Genomic DNA, 17,694 nt, shown 5'->3' on the forward strand with positions numbered 1-17,694 from the left:
GCGAACGAAAAATGCCACAAATGAAGCGGGCGCCGGGTGCCGGGTGTCGGTCACACGGCGGGCACAGCGGATTTGGCGGGCACGACGTAAGAGTTCACACGGTCACACGGCGGGCACAACGTAAGAGTTCACACGGCGAACACGGCGACCACGGCGGGAAGAGGAAAGAGTTCGGAGCTCGGAGTTCGGGGTTCGGAGTGGCATCGTGGGGGGCAGGCGCGAGTGTCTGCCTTAGCGTTGCCGTCAGGTCCTCTTAATCTGTGTCAATCTGTGTAATCTGTGGACGCTTTTCTTTTTTCTGCGTTCTCTGCGTGTTCTGCGGATGATTTTTAATCTGTGGATCAGCTGCGCAGGAATTCCAGCATCCCGGCGAGGGCGCGGGCGCGATGGCTGAGGCTGTTTTTTATCACTAAGGGGAGCTCGGCAAAAGTCTCCTGATAACCGCGAGGAATGAACATCGAATCGTAGCCGAAGCCGCCGCTCCCGCGTTCGGCCGGGATCACTTCGCCTTCAACCACACCGGGGAAAGTCCCGAGTACTTCCCCTTGGCTGGCGAGCACCATGACGCAGCAGAACCGGGCCGGGAACCGGTCGCCGGGCAGCTTCGCGAGTTCTTTCCGCAGCAAATTACGGTTACCGGCGTCCGTGGCGTTAGGACCGGCGAAGCGCGCAGATCGAACCCCCGGCGCGCCGTTCAGGGCGTCAACTTCCAAGCCGGAATCATCGGCCAGGACCAGCCCGGTCACGTGCCTGGAAATCGTTACCGCTTTCAGAATGGCATTATCCTGGAAAGTTTCGCCGGTTTCTTCCACCTCAGGCGCATGCGGCAGCGTCGTCAGATCTCGAACGTCCCATCCGGACCCGAGAATCTGGTGAATCTCTCGCGTTTTGTGCGCGTTTCTGGTCGCGATCAGGAGCGTTTGCATGTGCACGTCGAGCCGGCCCTACGCCGGCCCGTCCAAAGGTGATCGTAACGTCGCAGAAGCAACGAGTAAACTCGTCCCGTCATCGCTTGCAGTCAGGAAAATTTTCGCCGCATTCGCAAAATGAGACATAATGGAGCATCCTGAAAACTTCCGGGTACAAGTGTGAGTGCTTCGATGACTGAGCGACGTAAACAATTTCCATTCACCGAATTCGAGCCCAAATGGCAGCGTTACTGGGATGAGCACAGGACGTTCTCGGTGCCGAACCCGGGCGCACCGTGCTTCGATCCGGCCAAGCCCAAGTTCTACGTGCTGGATATGTTCCCTTATCCGAGCGGCGAAGGGCTGCACGTCGGGCATCCGGAAGGCTATACCGCGACCGATATCCTGGCGCGGTACAAGCGGATGCGGGGTTTCAATGTGCTTCATCCCATGGGTTGGGACGCTTTCGGCCTGCCGGCGGAGCAGTTTGCCATTCGCACCGGCCAGCACCCGTCGGTGGCAACCGCGCGCAACGTGGAACGCTTCAAGGCCCAGCTGAAAAGGATCGGGTTCAGTTACGATTGGGAGCGCGAAATCAATACCACCGATCCGGAGTACTACCGTTGGACCCAGTGGATCTTTCTCCAGCTGTACCATTCCTGGTTCGACCCTGAGAAGGGGGCTGCCCGGCCCATCAGCGAACTCGCCGAGAAACGGCGCCGCGAGTTTCCGGACGAACCTGCCGCCGAGCTGCGTGCTTTTCTCGACCGGCACCGGCTTGCCTATGTGAGTGAGGCACCCGTCAACTGGTGCCAGGAACTGGGCACCGTCCTGGCTAATGAGGAAGTCGTGGACGGCAAAAGCGAGGTGGGCGGTTTTCCGGTCGTGCGCCGTCCCATGCGCCAGTGGATGCTGCGGATTACCGCGTATGCCGATCGTTTGGTGGAAGAGTTGGGGGGGCTGGACTGGCCTGAGTCGATCAAGACGCTGCAGCGCAACTGGATCGGGCGGAGCGAGGGTGCCGAGGCCCGGTTTCAGATCGATGGACGACCGGAAACCATCCCCGTGTTTACCACCCGGCCCGACACCCTGTTCGGCGCCACCTACGTCGTCCTGGCGCCGGAGCATCCGCTGGTTCCAACCCTGACGAGCGCACCGCAACGTGCCGCGGTCGAGGCGTACCAGACGCAGGTCGCGGCGAAATCCGACCTTGAACGCACCGATCTCGCCAAGGAAAAGACCGGCGTTTTTACCGGCGGTTACGTCATCAACCCGGTCAATCGGGCAAAAATCCCGGTCTGGATCGCGGATTACGTCCTGGCAACCTACGGGACGGGCGCGATCATGGCGGTGCCGGCTCATGACGAGCGCGACTACGATTTCGCGCAGAAATTCGGCCTCGAAATCCGGCCGGTGGTCGCTCCCCCGAAGCCGGTGGAAGGCTGCTTCACCGGAGAGGGAACGTCGATCAATTCCGGTTTCCTGAACGGCCTGGCCACACCCGACGCCAAGCGCAAAGTCATCGAATACCTCGAGCAGCAAGGGTCGGGGCGCCGGACGGTAAACTACAAACTGCGCGACTGGCTGTTTTCGCGGCAGCGCTACTGGGGTGAACCTTTCCCGGTCGTCTGGCGTGAGGGCCGCCACGAAGCCCTGCCCGAGGCGGAATTACCGGTGATCCCTCCGCCGTTGGAAGATTATCGCCCGACCGGTACGATCGAACCGCCACTCTCAAAGGCCAAGGACTGGATCCGGCTGTCGGATGGCGCGAGCCGGGAGCTTAACACCATGCCGCAGTGGGCGGGATCATGCTGGTATTACCTCCGCTACCCGTCGCCCCATGAACACCGCCGGTTTGTTAACGCCGAAGCGGAACGCTACTGGATGTCAGGCGGCAAGCCGGGCGGGGTTGACCTCTACGTCGGCGGTACCGAGCACGCCGTGCTTCACCTCCTGTACTCGCGATTCTGGCACAAGGTGCTTTACGACCTGGGTTACGTTTCGACCATCGAGCCGTTTCAGCGGCTCGTAAATCAAGGCATGATCCTCGGCCAGGATAACCATAAAATGTCGAAGAGCCGGGGTAACGTGGTTAACCCGGACAATGTAATCGCCGACTACGGCGCGGACGCCTTGCGGCTTTACGAAATGTTTATGGGGCCGCTGGAAGCGACCAAACCGTGGAGCATGAGCGGCGTCGAAGGCGTTTACCGGTTCCTTGCCCGGGTCTGGCGCCTGGTCATGGAGGAAGACCAGGAAGGCCGGTGGCAGTTGTCGCGGACGGTTGCGCGCCAGGCGTTGACGCCTGCCCAACAAAAGGTCGTGCACGTCACGATCAAGAAAGTAACTGACGACGTTGAGGCGCTTGCGTTCAACACGGCGATCGCTCAGCTCATGATCTGCGTGAACGAATTTACCGGCGCTGAAGCCCGGCCGCTGGAAGCGATCCGCACGCTCCTCCTGCTGTTGAGCCCGTTTGCACCTCATCTGGCGGAGGAGCTTTGGGAGCGGTTAGGCCAGAGGTTTGCCCCGGAGTTGACGGGCCTGGTTTCCGGGCAGCGCTGGCCGGAATTCAATCCCGCTTACCTGACCGAGGATCAGGTCGAAGTGATATTACAGGTCAACGGCAAGCTCAGGGATAAGATCACTGTGCAGAAGGGATTGGAAAAGGATGCCTTGGAACGCCAGGCACTCGGCTCTCCAAAGGTCCGGGAGCACGTCGTCGGCAAGACCGTGCGCAAGGTCATCGTCATACCTGACAAGCTCGTGAACGTGGTAGCCGGGTAGAATGCCACAAATGGAAGAGAGTGTCGGGTGTCGGGTGTCGCGCGTCAGCCCAGGAAAAACTGCCGGCAAGGATTGGAGGCCTCGGCGCCATGCGCACGAGCCGTCGAAGTCACGCCTCCGCCGCATTTACTCGACGCGACACTCGACACCCGGCACTCGACACTCTCTTCCATTTGTGGCATTAAAACAGAAAACCCGGCCCCATGTACGGGGCCGGGTTTTCGTTAATGCGCGTAAGGTTCGCGAACCTGAACTGACTGACTGACTGGTTAGTAGTCCATGCCGCCCATGCCGCCCATGCCGCCCGGAGCTGCCGGGGCCGGTTTTTCCTTCTCCGGCATCTCGGAAACGAGGGCTTCAGTGGTCAGCAACAGGCCGGAAATCGAAGCCGCATTCTGCAGCGCGGTCCGGGTTACCTTGGTCGGGTCGACGACGCCGGCCTTGAGCAGGTCAACGTATTCACCCGTCGAAACGTCGTAACCTTCGCTGCCCTTGCGACCCTTGACTTCCTGAACGATCAGGGCGCCTTCGCGGCCGGCGTTGGACGCCAGCTGGCGCAGCGGAGATTCCACCGCACGGCGGACGATCTCCAGACCGACCTGCTCGTCGCCTTCAAGCTTCAGGCTGTCCAAGGCTTTCTGGGCGCGGATCAGCGCGACGCCGCCGCCGGGCACGATGCCTTCTTCCACCGCCGCGCGGGTGGCATGCAGCGCATCTTCGACGCGCGCCTTCTTCTCCTTCATCTCCGTCTCAGTCGCGGCGCCTACGTTGATGACGGCTACGCCGCCCGCCAGCTTGGCAAGACGTTCCTGGAGTTTCTCCCGATCGTAGTCCGAAGTGGTCTCTTCGATTTGACGACGGATCTGGTTGACGCGCCCCTGAATCGCGGAGCTCGAGCCTTCGCCCTCCACAATGGTCGTGGTTTCCTTGTCGATCGTCACGCGCTTGGTGCGGCCGAGGTCATCCAACGTGATGTTCTCCAGCTTGATGCCGAGATCTTCCGTCAGACAACGCCCGCCGGTAAGCACCGCGATGTCTTCCAGCATCGCCTTGCGACGATCGCCGAAGCCCGGGGCCTTAACCGCCGCAACCTGCAGCGTGCCGCGCAGCTTGTTGACCACCAGGGTGGCCAGCGCCTCGCCTTCCACGTCTTCCGCGATGATCAGCAGCGGACGGCCGGCCTTGGCGACTTTCTCCAGGACCGGGAGCAGGTCTTTAAGGCTGGAGATCTTCTTTTCGTGAATCAGGATGTAAGCATTCTCAAGAACGGCTTCCATCGTCTCCGTGTTAGTCACGAAGTAAGGCGACAGGTAGCCCTTGTCGAACTGCATCCCTTCCACCACTTCCAGCGTCGTCTCGATCGACTTGGCTTCCTCCACCGTGATGGTGCCATCCTTGCCGACCTTCTCCATGGCATCGGCAATGATGTCGCCGATGGTTTTGTCCCAGTTGGCCGACACCGTCGCGACCTGCGCAATCTCGGTCTGGTCAGAAACCTTCTTGGAGATGTTGCGCAACTCTTCCACGATGGCGTCAACGGCCTTCTGGATGCCGCGCTGAAGGTAGGTGGGGTTGGCGCCGGCCGTCACGTTCTTCAGGCCTTCGCGGAAGATGGATTCGGCCAGAACCGTAGCGGTCGTCGTTCCGTCACCAGCCACGTCCGAGGTCTTGGAAGCGACCTCACGAACGAGCTGAGCGCCCATGTTCTCGTAGGGATCCTCAAGCTCGATTTCCTTCGCAACCGTCACACCGTCTTTGGTGATTGTCGGGCTGCCGAACTTTTTATCGAGGATCACGTTGCGGCCGGAGGGCCCGAGGGTCGCCTTAACGGCCTTCGCGAGTTTCTCCACGCCGCGCAGCAACGCGTGACGCGCAGACTCATCGAATTGCAATTGTTTAGCTGCCATAAAACTTTCCTAAAAGTCGTTTAATGTTCTGTGGGTACCAGTTAGCCAAGAATGCCGAGGATGTCGTCCTCGCGCAGGATCAGGTAGTTCTGATCGTCAAGCTTGATTTCGGTGCCGCCGTACTTGGAGATCAGCACCCTGTCACCAACCTTGACATTGAATTCGATCTTCTTGCCATTCTCGTCAACCTTGCCGGTGCCGAGGGCAACGACCGTCCCTTCCTGCGGCTTTTCTTTAGCCGTGTCAGGAATGATGATCCCACCTTTCTTGACTTCCTTCTCTTCGAGCGGCTGAACGAGCACGCGATCGGCGAGAGGTCTTACGTTGATTGCCATATGGATCGTATCCTCCTTTTAGTTTGTTGCTCCTTAACCAGCGCCGCAGCGGCGAAGGATGAACCGCCGCGGTACCGGAAACTACGTTGGCGATAACAGCGCGTTATCAGGGTAGATTACTTACCCCTCCGCTTGTCTTCGTCAACTACCTCAAAGTCCGCATCGACGACCCTGTCATCAGAGCCGGCATCGGTTTTCGGCTCCTGCGCGGGGCCGGCTTCCGGACCCGCCTCAGGACGCGAACCCGCCTGGGCAGACGCCTGCTTGTACAGGTCGGCGCTTACGGCCTGGAACTTCGACTGCAGATCGTCGCTCGCCCGCCGGATCGCGTCGAGATCATTACCGTTGAGCGTTTCACGAACCTGCCGGATCGCGTCCTGGATGGGCTGTTTGCGGTCAGCCGGTACCTTGTCGCCAAGCTCATTGAGCTGCTTTTCACACTGGTAGGCCAGGTTGTCCGCATTGTTACGCGCTTCCACCAGCTCGTAAGCCTTGCGGTCTTCCTCCGCATGCGCCTCCGCATCACGCCGCAGCCGTTCAACTTCGTCCTTCGTCAGGCCGCTTGAACCCGTGATCGAGATCTTCTGCTCTTTACCGGTGCCGAGGTCCTTGGCTGAAACGTTCAGGATTCCGTTCGCGTCGATGTCAAAGGTAACTTCAATCTGCGGGACCCCGCGCGGAGCGGGCGGGATGCCGTCCAAATGGAAAGTGCCGAGGTTCTTGTTATCCGAGGCCATGCGGCGTTCACCCTGGAGCACCTTGATTTCAACCCCGGGCTGGTTGTCCGCCGCCGTCGAGAATACCCCGCTCTTACGGGTAGGAATGGTCGTATTCTTCGGGATCATCGGGGTAGCAACTCCACCCATGGTTTCGATCGCCAGCGTCAGCGGGGTCACATCAAGCAGCAGGACGTCCTTCACGTCGCCACGCAACACGCCGCCCTGAATCGCCGCACCGACTGCCACCACTTCATCCGGATTCACACCCTTGTGGGGTTCCTTGCCGATGAGTTTGCGGGCAGTCTCCTGCACCTTGGGCATACGCGTCATGCCGCCCACGAGCACCAGCTCGTTGACGTCGCGCTCACTCAGTTTCGCATCCGACAGACACTGTTTAACCGGCGGGATGGTGCGCTGCACCAGATTATCCGTCAGCTGTTCCAGCTTGGCGCGCGTGAGCCGCTTTTGAATGTGCTTCGGCCCCGTCGCGTCCGCCGTGATGAACGGCAGGTTGAGTTCGTACTCTTGTGAGGATGACAAGGCAATTTTGGCCTTTTCCGCTTCCTCCTTGATGCGCTGGAGCGCGTCAGCCTGGCGGCTCAGGTCAATGGCCGTTTCACTGCGGAACTCCGCAATGATCCAGTCCATCACCGCGTTGTCCCAATCGTCGCCGCCCAGATGGGTGTCGCCGTTGGTGGCCTTGACTTCGAAGACGCCCTCCCCGATTTCGAGCACGGAGATATCGAATGTACCACCGCCCAGGTCATAGACCGCAATCTTCTCATCCTTCTTTTTATCCAGGCCATAAGCCAGCGACGCCGCCGTCGGCTCATTGATGATACGAAGGACTTCAAGCCCGGCAATTCGCCCCGCGTCTTTGGTCGCGTTACGCTGCGAGTCATTAAAATACGCCGGTACCGTGATCACCGCCTGGGTGATGCTTTCGCCAAGCTTCGCTTCCGCGTCGGCCTTCAGCTTCCCTAAAATCATCGCCGAGATTTCAGGGGGAGAAAATGTTTTGCGTTCCCCGCCGACCTGGACCTCGACATAAGCATCGCCGTTCTTTGCTTTAACGACTTTATAAGGCACCCGCTTCGCTTCGTCCTGCACTTCATCAAATTTGCGTCCCATGAAGCGCTTAATCGAAAAGATCGTATTTTGCGAGTTGGTGACCGCTTGCCGTTTGGCAGCTTGTCCGACCAGACGCTCACCGCTCTTGGTGAAGGCCACGATTGACGGAGTGGTACGAGCCCCTTCGGAGTTCTCTATTACGACAGGCTCACCACCCTCCATCACCGCCATGCACGAGTTCGTGGTGCCAAGATCAATACCAAGAATTTTAGCCATAAACCGGTGCACGGCGTACTGCAAAACGCATGCCAATCGCCGCACAAAGTTAAACTTGTTGATTACGAACCGTTTAAGTAAGAACGCGTGAGCCGGCGCGCCTTCCGGGTGCGCCATCCTGGCGCAGTGCGCCACGTGCACTGCGCCAACCTGTCTAAACGGAGCGCGCCAACTTTTTTCCCGGTAACTATAAAAATTCGTACTATGTCGAAAACCGGCTCGTCCCTGTCGCCGGTCGGGAATAGCGCTTTCAATTTGAGTCCGTCTGATCTCAAAATGCGTTTCTACCTATGAACGAGGCACCGGGGAAGGTTCAGGAACCAATGCGTACGGCCGATGAGGTCGAAACGCAGGGCGTCCAGGTCGGCGAGAGGGACATCGTTTTCGAGTGTCCCCACTGCGAGGGCGAACTCGTGGTCGACCGCGACGGATCGGGCCTCGACGTACCGTGCGCGCTGTGCGCCAAAATCGTTAACGTGCCGGCTTACCAGGGACCCAGCCTGCAATTCCTGCAGACTGCCACCGCCAAACTGGCGGACGCGTTGCAACAAACGCGCGCAGCGCCGCCGATGCGTTTTTCGTTTGGCGGAAAAAGCCGGGCCGCGCTCGACAAACGTCACCAGGAGCTGCAGCGCCTCGTTCGGGAAACCCGCAGCCGGTTGAGCGAACTGCGAGGGTTGCTGAACCATTCGAGAATCCAGGTGCACCGTTACCAGCTCAAGGTCGAGATGACCGAAGCGAAACTGGCCGAGCTTGAAGCCGAGTTCACGGCTTTAGAGCAAGCCGGGCAGCAGAATCAGGCCGGCCAGGATGCGCTTCCCCTCTCCGAAAGCGCGTAAGTGCGTCTTCTGAAGCGCGGGCCGGCCTGCAGGAAATCCGGTTGCATCCGGTGGCGATTGCCCTCAAAGTTGTGGGCTCAATCCGAGGATGGGTGCCAGAGTGGTCGATTGGGCACGCCTGGAGAGCGTGTGTACCGCAAGGTACCGAGGGTTCGAATCCCTCCCCATCCGGAATTGTTGCAACCTGCTCAGAATCAGGGCATTGAGTATTGAAACCCATGATCCTTGAGTTGATTTGATAACAAAACTGATAACACGTCTCCGGAAGTCCACGGTCGGATACCCGTATATTAAAATCGAAGTCGGGCTCGCTTTAGTTATCCGTCTCGTTATTCAATCGAAAAGCATTTTCCTTGAATAACGAGCTTTTCGATTTAATCACGGTTTAATAGTGCAGCCCGAAGATTTTCCCTCTCGAAATGCTGGCCGCTGCCAAAAGACCTTAACGGGGTATTGGGCGTTCATACCGAACCCGCTACCGCCCCGTCTTGAGGTCGATTGGAGACTTGCTGGCCTTCTCTCCGAAGCCGATCGAGCACTGGCGGAGCTTTCCGGGGCGGGGCGCTTGATCCAAAATCCCCATCTTCTAATACGGCCTTACCTCAGAAGGGAGGCCATCCTTAGCTCCCGGATTGAAAACACCTTTGCCGAGATGGAGGAGCTTTTCCTGTTGGAGGTCGAAGAAGAGGAAAAGCCTCGAAGCCCAGATATTCGGGAAGTGGCAAATTATGTCCGCGCTCTGGAGCATGGACTTGAGGCCGTCAAGAGCTCTCCGATCAGTAAGCGGCTAATCTGCGACCTGCACAGGATTTTATTGGCCGAGGTTCGCGGCGGCAAGACCTCAAAGACACCCAGAGAATTTCGCAGAACGCAAAACTGGATCGGGAAACCAGGGTCGACCTTGACGACTGCTACGTTCGTGCCTCCTCCTCCAGATGAAATGCTGGACGCCTTGAGCGATTGGGAAAAGTATTTGCACGGCGAATCCATCGCGCCTGCCTTGGTGAAATGCGCCCTTCTCCACTATCAATTCGAAGCCATTCACCCTTTCCTCGATGGTAACGGGCGCGTGGGGAGGCTCCTCATTACCCTCTTTCTCTGTGAGCGCAAGTGCCTTTCACAGCCCTTGTTGTACTTGTCCGGCTTTTTCGACGAGTACCGGGATGATTATTACCGGAATTTTCTTGCCGTCAGTCAGAATGGGAAGTGGAGGGACTGGATCGAGTATTTTTTGACCGCAGTACGAGAACAAGCTCGATCTGCCCTCAAAGACGCTGAAACGGTGATCGATCTCTATAAGAAATATCTGGCGAAGCTTAAAGAATCCTTGCGCGCGCCTAAAACGGCCGCGGCCATTTTAGATGCTTTGTTCGAGAACCCGATCATTTCCATTTCCCGCTTTGCGAAACGGAGTGGGCACAGCTTTCCGACCGTTGTTAACGGCATTGAGTTCTGGATCGAGAAGGGACTCCTTAAAGAAATTACGGGTCGTCAACGGAACAGACTTTTCCTCGCTCAAGAGCTGCTGACCGTAATGGCCGCCTCAGAGAGTAAGAGGCCCGCCCATTCACCTGACGAATTGAGAGACCAACGAACCCAGGCGGAATCACCTCAATGAAGGACGCACGCCACTATTCTCGGTTTAAACCATTTCTGAATCGGGATGTATGCCCTTCCTGCTAACGTCTACGCATGCCCACCAGGATCTGATATCATTTCGACGGGCATGGAGGCAAAAATTTGTGTTCCTTCCCAGGCGTCCTGCCAGCGTTACACCTATCAGGCCGTATAAACGGTCCAGGCCCAACGGGCGGGGAGACGGTTTGATGGCCTGAAGGGCCAAAGGAACTGAGCCCAGGGTTTACCCCACCGCCATTTAGTTAAGGGCCGGCGGATGGGGGCGCTTTTGTCCCGAAGGGACGGCTGATCTTAGCCAGGGACTTCAGTCCCTGGACGGGGCATTTAAGAGCGATCGCGTCCTGTAGGGACGCCTGAAACGCTGGTCCGAAGGGTGCCGACTCAGCGGCCGGCCAAACCCGGCGCGACCATCGGCGACGAAAACCCGAACGTCCCCCCAATCTTTGACGCCCGCCTTCAGGCGTCCCGACGGGACGCAAACCCCGGGGGAACGCCCTCACAGGCATTAAGTCCCTGGCTAACCTCAGCCGTCCCTGCGGGACGAAAGCGCCCCCATCCACCGGCCCTTAACTAAATGGCAGTGGGGTTTCACCCTGGAAAGGCGTTTCCCCTCCGACTTAGGAGGGCTCGATCGCGATTTGACGATTACCCAGGGTAAACTCTGGGCTAAGTTCCCTTGGCCCTTCAGGCCATCAAACCGTCTCCCGGCCCGTTGGCCCTGAGACCGCTTCAACCAGCTACGGAGCATCCTCCGGCGCCGGCACCCCCCTGAGCCGACATTCGGCCGAGATAACTGCCTGAATAGTATAACTACGTGTATTCCCTGTTCCCTTCGAGGGAGTTGAGACGGGGGCAAACGCGGACGGACGGCTTCTGTCGGCCCAAGGGTTCGAATCTCTCCCCATCCGGGGGTTGGTCTTGATCATTTATCCGGGCAAACCCACCCGGATCGCATCTTCGTCCGGGTCAAACAGGTGCACGTCTTTGAGCTTGAAATCGTATCCGACGGAATCGGCGTGTTTGAAGTCATGAAACCCTTTGACGCTGACGGTCATCCGGTTTCCGGTGGGAGTCACGCCATGGATGTACGTGAGGTCTCCCAGGCCCTCGACCACTTCGATGGTGAGCAGCCCTTTGCCTTTCTGAGGGGGGCTCACGGCCAGATGCTCAGGACGGACGCCCAGAGTCAGCGCGTCGTTCGGAGCAATCCCCGGCATCGCCTGCACCGGAATCTCGAGCCGGCCGGCCGTGAAATCATCGCTTTGCACCGCCACGCTTTGTCCATGGACCGCCGCCACCCGCACCTTCAGGAAATTCATTTTCGGCATCCCGAAAAAACCGGCCACGAACAAATTGGACGGGTGCAGGTATAACTCTGCGGGAGAGCCGATCTGTTCGATCCGACCCGAATTCAAGACCACGATTTTGTCCGCCAAGGTCATGGCTTCCATCTGGTCGTGGGTCACATAAACCATCGTGGTTTGTAACTCGCTGTGGAGCTTGGATAATTCGATGCGCATCTGTGCCCGCAGCTCCGCATCGAGATTCGACAACGGTTCGTCGAAGAGAAAAATTTCGGGTTCCCTCACGATGGCGCGCCCGATTGCGACCCGCTGGCGCTGGCCTCCCGAGAGTTCCTTCGGACGCCGTTTCAGGTACGGCGTCAGCTGCAGGATGGCGGCCGCTCGGGCCACGCGTTCCCGGATTTCCTGTTTGGGACGGCGGGCCATCTTAAGGCCGAAGGCCATATTTTCTTCGACCGACATGTGCGGGTAGAGCGCAAAGTTTTGAAAAACCATCGCCACCCCGCGGTTGGCCGGATCGAGATCGTTGACCCGTGTGCCGCCGATCCAGACCTCGCCCGTGGTGACCGGTTCCAGCCCGGCGATAACGCGGAGCATAGTGGACTTGCCGCAGCCCGAGGGGCCGACGAGGACGACGAACTCACCGTCCTGGACGTGCAGGTTTACCCGATGAATCACTTCATGTTGGCCGAAGGATTTAACGATATTTACGAGCTTGAGGTCTGCCATGGCGGGCTGCGAAATAAAACCGGCTTCACCTACCAGACCCGGGCTCATTACGCAAGCGCGCCCAGGCCTGAACGGCGCCGGCAGGATCGCGGATAAGCTACCGCGGGTGGTTGGTCCTTCACTAAAAAATTTTCGAACTTTTGAAACTTCGATCCATTCCACGGGTTGAGGTGAGTGAGGTTTGAGCTCAAGCGTCGATCTCTGCGGATCGGAGTGCACGAGGTCGAACCGAGAACCTGAACTGTTGCTCAAAACTATATTGATATGAATAAAGCTATCCTCATGCTGGCTGCCGTCTTCTCGTTTGGTGTTGTTGGTGCCTACGCCCAGGGCGCTACGCCGGCCCCATCCCCTTCCACGTCGGCGTCGCCGTCGACCGGCACGAAGTCGATGAAATCCTCCAAAAAGCACCACAAGAAGCATAAGAGCTCCAAGACGGAAGCCCAATAAGCGGTTTTCGGATCGGACTCGGCGAATCTTTTGCCGATTGCCCATGGCGCTGCAGCGCCATGGGCTTTTTTTTGCCTGCCGCAGGCGCGCGGCCCTCAGGCGGCCTGATCCAAGACTCGCACCGCCCACCAGCCGCGCCCCGCGCAGAGGACCCTTGCCGCGGACTGCACGGGTAACTTGCGCTCTGTCAGCAGCTTACCGAATAAATGCCGCGTCGGGCACGTCTACCGATGAAACGATCAATCGACAGAGGGTTTTATGAAAAAGTTGCTTCTTTTGCTTCTGGCGGCGGTGGGATTGATCACCCTGGTGCCGCAGGCGGCGAAAGCGGATGTGGATTTCGGCATCACTTTCGGCGCGCCGGGGTATTACGATCCTTACCCGGTCTACTACGGCCCATACTACGGTGACCGGTACTATTACTACCGGCACTATCGCCCCTATTATTACTATCATCCCTATCACTACGGCTACTGGCACCGCTACCATCACTGGCGCCATGACCGGTACTGGCACCAGAGATAACGTCATCACGACTGAAACTGATCAAACTGATCAAATTAACCGCGAGTTGAGTTAAAAAAACAAAAGGCCCGCCGGCGTCCGGCGGGCTTTTTATTTTTTGAGCTTGCCGCAAACGAGGAGATCACTTCCCAGCCGGTGGTAAGAGACGTCGATCAGAACCTTGGTTTCCTCGTTGGAAAGCACGCCTTGCCCGCCTACGCTTACCACCGGACCGCCGCTGAGGAGGGGCGCGAAAAAGCTCCAGACCTCATCGATCAGTCCGAGGTCCCGCAATTGGCCCAGCACCTTGCCGCCGCCCTCCACCAGCAACCGCGTCACGCCGCGTTGGCCGAGGTCGTCAAGGACCGTCTCCCAGGAGGAATTTTGGAAGACAAGCGTCCGTTCACGGTATTCATCGGTAAAAACCCGGGCGGCGGCCGGCAGGTCGCCGGATCGGGTCACGACAACGCGCCAGGGTTGGAGATGGCGGCGCCCCACGCGCACCGTAAGCTGCGGATCATCTCTGCGGATCGTTTCCGCACCGACCAGAATAGCGTCTACTGTGGCGCGCAACCGCTGCGCCCTGAACCTGGATCGTTTGCTGGTCAGCCAGGTGGATTCCCCGGGCGGCCGGGTTAACCGCCCGTCCAGTGACTGCGCAAACTTGGCGATTACCCATGGCCGGCCGGTGGTGATCCAGCGATTAAAACCGGTGTTCAGATCACGGCATTCCTTCTCCAGGATACCGGTCGCAACCGGGATTCCGTGGGCCTGGAGAAAATTGATCCCGTTTCCGCGGTGCCGCGGATTGGGATCGATGCAACCGACCACGACGCGCCCGATTCCCGCGGCGAGGATGGCGGCGGTGCATGGAGGGGTGCGTCCGAAGGTCGAACAAGGCTCGAGGGTGACGTACAAGGTGGCGCCTGTTGCCGACCCGGGATCCTGAAGTGCTGCCAGGGCGGCCACTTCCGCATGCGGCCCGCCCGCGCGTTCGTGAAAACCCGCGGCGAGCACCTGCCCGTCTCGAACGATCACGGCTCCGACGGCCGGGTTAGGACTGGTCGTGCCGAGTCCCTTACGCGCCTGCCGCAGGGCGAGCCGCATGTACCGGGCGTCCGTCTCTTCGTCAGTGCTCATGGCTCATGAGAGTCCTTGAAGGCCGAAACCGACCTTGCTCACAGCTCGAAAAAAGCCCGCAGCCTTCGCAGGAGCCCTTCTTTTTCGGCGGCTTCCGCTCCCGCGTGAACGTTCCGGGCGGCTTGGGCCAGGCGTTGCTGGGTGGCCGAGCGCCTGGCCGTCAGGGTATCGGAAAGCTGTTCAGCGAGGGAGGGTTGCTGGCGCAGGAGCAGGCTCATCGCGTGCTTCGGGATTTCGACGACCTCGCAATCCTGTCTGGCCCGCACCGTTGCGCTCCGCGGTTCACCCGTCAGGAAGGAGATCTCTCCGAAGCATTCTCCGGCGTGCAGCGTACCCACCCGAAGCTCCCGGCCTTCCCTTTCACTTAGAACCTCCGCCATACCGGCGGCAAGAATGAACATCGAGTCGCCGGGCGCGCCGCGCTGGATAATCGTTTCCTGCTGGCCGAAACGCATCCATTTAGCCTCCTTGCTCAGTAGCTCGAGCTGTTCCGGGCTCAAGGCGCCAAAAAGCGGCTGCGCGGCCAGTAACTCCATCAGGGAACCGGCATGATCCCGGGCTCGCGGCTTGCCTCGCTCGAAGACGCGGACCGGGAAGGCGAAATTGATTTGCCGTCGTGCAAACTCGTACCAGCAACGGGTGCGGATCGCATCCACGATCTGGGGGTAGGCGCGCCCGTCGTCGATCCAGAACTTCAATTCATAAGCGACGGATGAATCGTCGAAACTGGTGAGAAACACGCGGGGAGCAGGGTCGGCCAGAACCCCGGAAACGGCGGTGGCGCAGGCGATCAAGGCATTTTTTACCTCGTTGGGAGGGACGGTATAATCGACTCCGACCCGGACGCGCATGGCGTGGATGTTGGTCGGGTAATAAAGGTTAACTATGGTCTCCTTGGCCAGCTGGTTATTCGGCACGTTGAAACTCACGTCGTCGTTATTGCGGAAACGGGTGGAACGCCAGGTGATCTCAACGACCTGCACGCGTTGTCCTTGTAAGACCAGCCAGTCGCCGACCCGGAACGCCCTGCCGGCCTGCAGGCCGAAGCCCGCGAAAAGGTTTCCGAGGGTGTCTTGCAAGGCCAACCCGATGATGATGGCGATCACGCCGGAACCGGTCAGCAGACCGGTGACCGTCACATGATACAAGGCGCCCAGGGCAAAAAAGCTCAGTCCGAGAAAGAGCAGGATGGCAACGACCTGGGGCAGAAAGCCGGGAATCCGCGCGTTCTCTCCGGGGTAACCGTAGATCGGCCAGACAAACCGGTAGAGAACGGCATTGAGCGGGAAACCGGCGAACACGAGGGCGACGAGGGCGAGTTCGCGAGCGTCCGGGAGGTGCTCGTGACACAGGCCCGCTGCGGCGAGCAGCGACCCGGCCACGGCCACCACGTGGTAAGTCCAGGAGAGCTGGATGCCGGCGCGGCGCTTCAGCAAACGGCCGAGCGCGAATACCAGCAGATAAAACGCGCCGGCCAGCAGAAATACGAGCACCCGGACAACCCGGTCATCTGAAAAAAGTGCTGACGGCATCTGGGGGCGCCCACTGATAACAGTTGACCAGCGGGGCGGCAACCTTTTGAGGGGAAAACAGCGACGCAGCGGCACGGGAAAAGGTCCCGGCCGCCCGAGGCCGTTGCGTTGCCCCCTTTTCAGCCGGCGGATTCAGGTGGCCACGAACTTTGTCCAGGCAGCGCCGGCCCTGGCCGATTTCACGGCCGTTTCAATAAACGCCATGCCGGTGACCCCATCGTCCACGGTCGGAAAATCGACGTCGGCCGGCACCGGTTGGCCGGCCACTTCGGCTTCGATGGCCCGGGCCGCCTCACGATAAATGTTCGCGAACGCTTCAATGAAGGCTTCCGGGTGGCCGGACGGCAGCCGGGTGAATCGCTTGGCAGCATCGCTCAGGTAATCGTTGCCGCGCCGGAAGATCTGTCTGGGTGCATCCTGGTACTTCATGATGAGCTCGTTGGGGTGTTCCTGGTGCCACTCCAAAGACGCTTTTGTGCCGTAGACCCGGATCGTGAGGTTATTTTCCTCACCGGCCGAAATCTGGGACGCGTAAAGGACGCCCTTTGCCCCTCCGCGAAAATGCACGAGCATATTACCGTCATCCTCAAGGCGTCGCCCCTCGACGAAGGTGGTGAAATCGGCGCAGAGTTCCTCGATTTCCAGGCCGGTAATGTAGTGCGCCAGGTTTTCGGCATGCGTGCCGATATCGCCGATGCAGCTGCTCGCACCCGCCCGCTGGGGGTCGGTGCGCCAGGCAGCCTGTTTTTGTCCGGCCTGATCGATCGGGTTCAACAACCATCCCTGCGAATATTCCGCCACGACCTTCAGGATATTACCGAGCGCGCCGGCCCGCACCAATTCGCGGGCTTCCTTCACCATGGGGTACCCCGTGTAATTGTGGGTAAGCACGAAGACCTTGCGGGTGCGCCGGACCAGGTCCCGCAGCTCCAGCGCCTCCTGCAGGTTGAACGTCATCGGTTTGTCGCAGACGACGTTAAACCCGGCTTCCAGGAAAGCCTTGGCGGCAGGAAAATGTGCGAAGTTCGGCGTGACGATCGAGACGAAATCGATGCGTTCACCCACCGGTAATTTCGCTTCCGCGGCGGCCATCGCCTCGTAGCTGTCGTAAACCCGTTTGGGGTCCAGCAACAGCAGCGCGCCGCTCTCATGCGACTTGTTCGGATTCGACGAAAACGCGCCGGCCACCAATTCAATCTTGCCATCCAGGTTAGCGGCCAACCGGTGCACCGCACCGATGAACGCGTCCTTGCCGCCGCCGACCATCCCCATCTTCAACTTGCGTGACATGACTCGATTCCTCCTCCTTTTCAGTCCTTTACCGTTTTTCCCGATCGAAGGCGGAATCGAAAGCGACCCGGCTCGGGGTGAAATCGTAACTTCTGACGTTTCGACAGGATTCCGTTGCCCCGTGGACGCGGTCCATACGGATGTCCTCCCATTCGATGGAAAGCGGGCCCTGGTAGCCGATGTCATTAAGCGCCACCATGATTTCTTCAAAATCGACGTCGCCGTGACCGATCGACCGGAAATCCCAGTAACGGCGATAATCGCC

At 59.3% G+C, this 17,694-nt stretch carries 14 protein-coding genes and 1 tRNA gene; 6 read left to right on the plus strand and 9 right to left on the minus strand.

The window, feature by feature from the left end; translation table 11 throughout:
- Nucleotides 1-341: 341 nt before the first annotated feature.
- On the minus strand, nt 342-926 hold the full coding sequence (rdgB, locus tag JO015_16075; protein MBW0000616.1) for an RdgB/HAM1 family non-canonical purine NTP pyrophosphatase: 585 nt from the start codon (nt 924-926) through the stop codon (nt 342-344).
- A 174-nt stretch (nt 927-1,100) separates the two neighbouring features.
- On the opposite strand from rdgB, the gene JO015_16080 reads away from it, so the two are divergent.
- Nucleotides 1,101-3,695, plus strand: a complete 2,595-nt coding sequence (locus JO015_16080; protein MBW0000617.1) for a leucine--tRNA ligase — start codon at nt 1,101-1,103, stop codon at nt 3,693-3,695.
- Between the two features lie 269 nt (nt 3,696-3,964).
- Here JO015_16080 and groL read toward each other — a convergent pair whose 3' ends face one another.
- The 3 genes from groL to dnaK form a co-directional block, all read right to left on the minus strand.
- Nucleotides 3,965-5,602 (minus strand): chaperonin GroEL, encoded by a 1,638-nt coding sequence (gene groL / locus JO015_16085; GenBank protein ID MBW0000618.1) that lies wholly within the window; start codon nt 5,600-5,602, stop codon nt 3,965-3,967.
- Between the two features lie 41 nt (nt 5,603-5,643).
- A complete protein-coding gene (gene groES / locus JO015_16090; protein ID MBW0000619.1) occupies nt 5,644-5,937 on the minus strand; it encodes a co-chaperone GroES in 294 nt (97 codons plus the stop codon).
- Nucleotides 5,938-6,053: 116 nt separating this feature from the next.
- Nucleotides 6,054-8,003: a molecular chaperone DnaK gene (dnaK, locus tag JO015_16095; GenBank protein ID MBW0000620.1), complete on the minus strand. Its 1,950-nt coding sequence runs from the start codon at nt 8,001-8,003 to the stop codon at nt 6,054-6,056.
- Between the two features lie 290 nt (nt 8,004-8,293).
- Here dnaK and JO015_16100 point away from each other — a divergent pair, with 290 nt between their 5' ends.
- From JO015_16100 to JO015_16110, 3 genes are all read left to right on the plus strand, one after another.
- Nucleotides 8,294-8,842 carry a hypothetical protein gene (locus JO015_16100; protein ID MBW0000621.1) on the plus strand — a complete coding sequence of 183 codons (549 nt, stop codon included), beginning with the start codon at nt 8,294-8,296 and terminating at the stop codon, nt 8,840-8,842.
- Between the two features lie 86 nt (nt 8,843-8,928).
- Nucleotides 8,929-9,013: transfer RNA gene (locus JO015_16105), tRNA-Ser, on the plus strand.
- Nucleotides 9,014-9,233: 220 nt separating this feature from the next.
- Entirely contained in the window at nt 9,234-10,460 is a 1,227-nt protein-coding gene (locus JO015_16110) for a Fic family protein (protein ID MBW0000622.1), read from the plus strand.
- A gap of 946 nt (nt 10,461-11,406) precedes the next feature.
- Here JO015_16110 and ugpC read toward each other — a convergent pair.
- Nucleotides 11,407-12,513 (minus strand): sn-glycerol-3-phosphate ABC transporter ATP-binding protein UgpC, encoded by a 1,107-nt coding sequence (gene ugpC / locus JO015_16115; GenBank protein MBW0000623.1) that lies wholly within the window; start codon nt 12,511-12,513, stop codon nt 11,407-11,409.
- A 264-nt stretch (nt 12,514-12,777) separates the two neighbouring features.
- On the opposite strand from ugpC, the gene JO015_16120 reads away from it, so the two are divergent.
- Nucleotides 12,778-12,963, plus strand: coding sequence for a hypothetical protein (locus tag JO015_16120; protein ID MBW0000624.1), 186 nt, complete (start codon nt 12,778-12,780; stop codon nt 12,961-12,963).
- Nucleotides 12,964-13,221: 258 nt separating this feature from the next.
- On the plus strand, nt 13,222-13,488 hold the full coding sequence (locus tag JO015_16125) for a hypothetical protein (protein MBW0000625.1): 267 nt from the start codon (nt 13,222-13,224) through the stop codon (nt 13,486-13,488).
- Between the two features lie 90 nt (nt 13,489-13,578).
- Here JO015_16125 and ribD read toward each other — a convergent pair whose 3' ends face one another.
- The 4 genes from ribD to JO015_16145 all read right to left on the minus strand — a co-directional run.
- Nucleotides 13,579-14,607, minus strand: a complete 1,029-nt coding sequence (gene ribD, locus JO015_16130) for a bifunctional diaminohydroxyphosphoribosylaminopyrimidine deaminase/5-amino-6-(5-phosphoribosylamino)uracil reductase RibD (GenBank protein ID MBW0000626.1) — start codon at nt 14,605-14,607, stop codon at nt 13,579-13,581.
- A gap of 38 nt (nt 14,608-14,645) precedes the next feature.
- On the minus strand, nt 14,646-16,139 hold the full coding sequence (locus JO015_16135) for a mechanosensitive ion channel (protein MBW0000627.1): 1,494 nt from the start codon (nt 16,137-16,139) through the stop codon (nt 14,646-14,648).
- Between the two features lie 132 nt (nt 16,140-16,271).
- Nucleotides 16,272-17,411 (minus strand): Gfo/Idh/MocA family oxidoreductase, encoded by a 1,140-nt coding sequence (locus JO015_16140; GenBank protein ID MBW0000628.1) that lies wholly within the window; start codon nt 17,409-17,411, stop codon nt 16,272-16,274.
- A 46-nt stretch (nt 17,412-17,457) separates the two neighbouring features.
- The coding region (locus tag JO015_16145; protein MBW0000629.1) for a sugar phosphate isomerase/epimerase at nt 17,458-17,694 on the minus strand (237 nt) is incomplete at its 5' end.

Source organism: Verrucomicrobiota bacterium, from assembly GCA_019247695.1.
Taxonomy (GTDB): domain Bacteria; phylum Verrucomicrobiota; class Verrucomicrobiia; order Chthoniobacterales; family JAFAMB01; genus JAFBAP01.

Coding starts and splice junctions, on each gene's coding strand:
- rdgB (MBW0000616.1), bottom strand. CDS start 926: ATGCAAACGCTCCTGATCGCGACCAGAAACGCGCACAAAACGCGAGAG.
- JO015_16080 (MBW0000617.1), top strand. CDS start 1,101: ATGACTGAGCGACGTAAACAATTTCCATTCACCGAATTCGAGCCCAAA.
- groL (MBW0000618.1), bottom strand. CDS start 5,602: ATGGCAGCTAAACAATTGCAATTCGATGAGTCTGCGCGTCACGCGTTG.
- groES (MBW0000619.1), bottom strand. CDS start 5,937: ATGGCAATCAACGTAAGACCTCTCGCCGATCGCGTGCTCGTTCAGCCG.
- dnaK (MBW0000620.1), bottom strand. CDS start 8,003: ATGGCTAAAATTCTTGGTATTGATCTTGGCACCACGAACTCGTGCATG.
- JO015_16100 (MBW0000621.1), top strand. CDS start 8,294: ATGAACGAGGCACCGGGGAAGGTTCAGGAACCAATGCGTACGGCCGAT.
- ugpC (MBW0000623.1), bottom strand. CDS start 12,513: ATGGCAGACCTCAAGCTCGTAAATATCGTTAAATCCTTCGGCCAACAT.
- JO015_16120 (MBW0000624.1), top strand. CDS start 12,778: ATGAATAAAGCTATCCTCATGCTGGCTGCCGTCTTCTCGTTTGGTGTT.
- JO015_16125 (MBW0000625.1), top strand. CDS start 13,222: ATGAAAAAGTTGCTTCTTTTGCTTCTGGCGGCGGTGGGATTGATCACC.
- ribD (MBW0000626.1), bottom strand. CDS start 14,607: ATGAGCACTGACGAAGAGACGGACGCCCGGTACATGCGGCTCGCCCTG.
- JO015_16135 (MBW0000627.1), bottom strand. CDS start 16,139: ATGCCGTCAGCACTTTTTTCAGATGACCGGGTTGTCCGGGTGCTCGTA.
- JO015_16140 (MBW0000628.1), bottom strand. CDS start 17,411: ATGGGGATGGTCGGCGGCGGCAAGGACGCGTTCATCGGTGCGGTGCAC.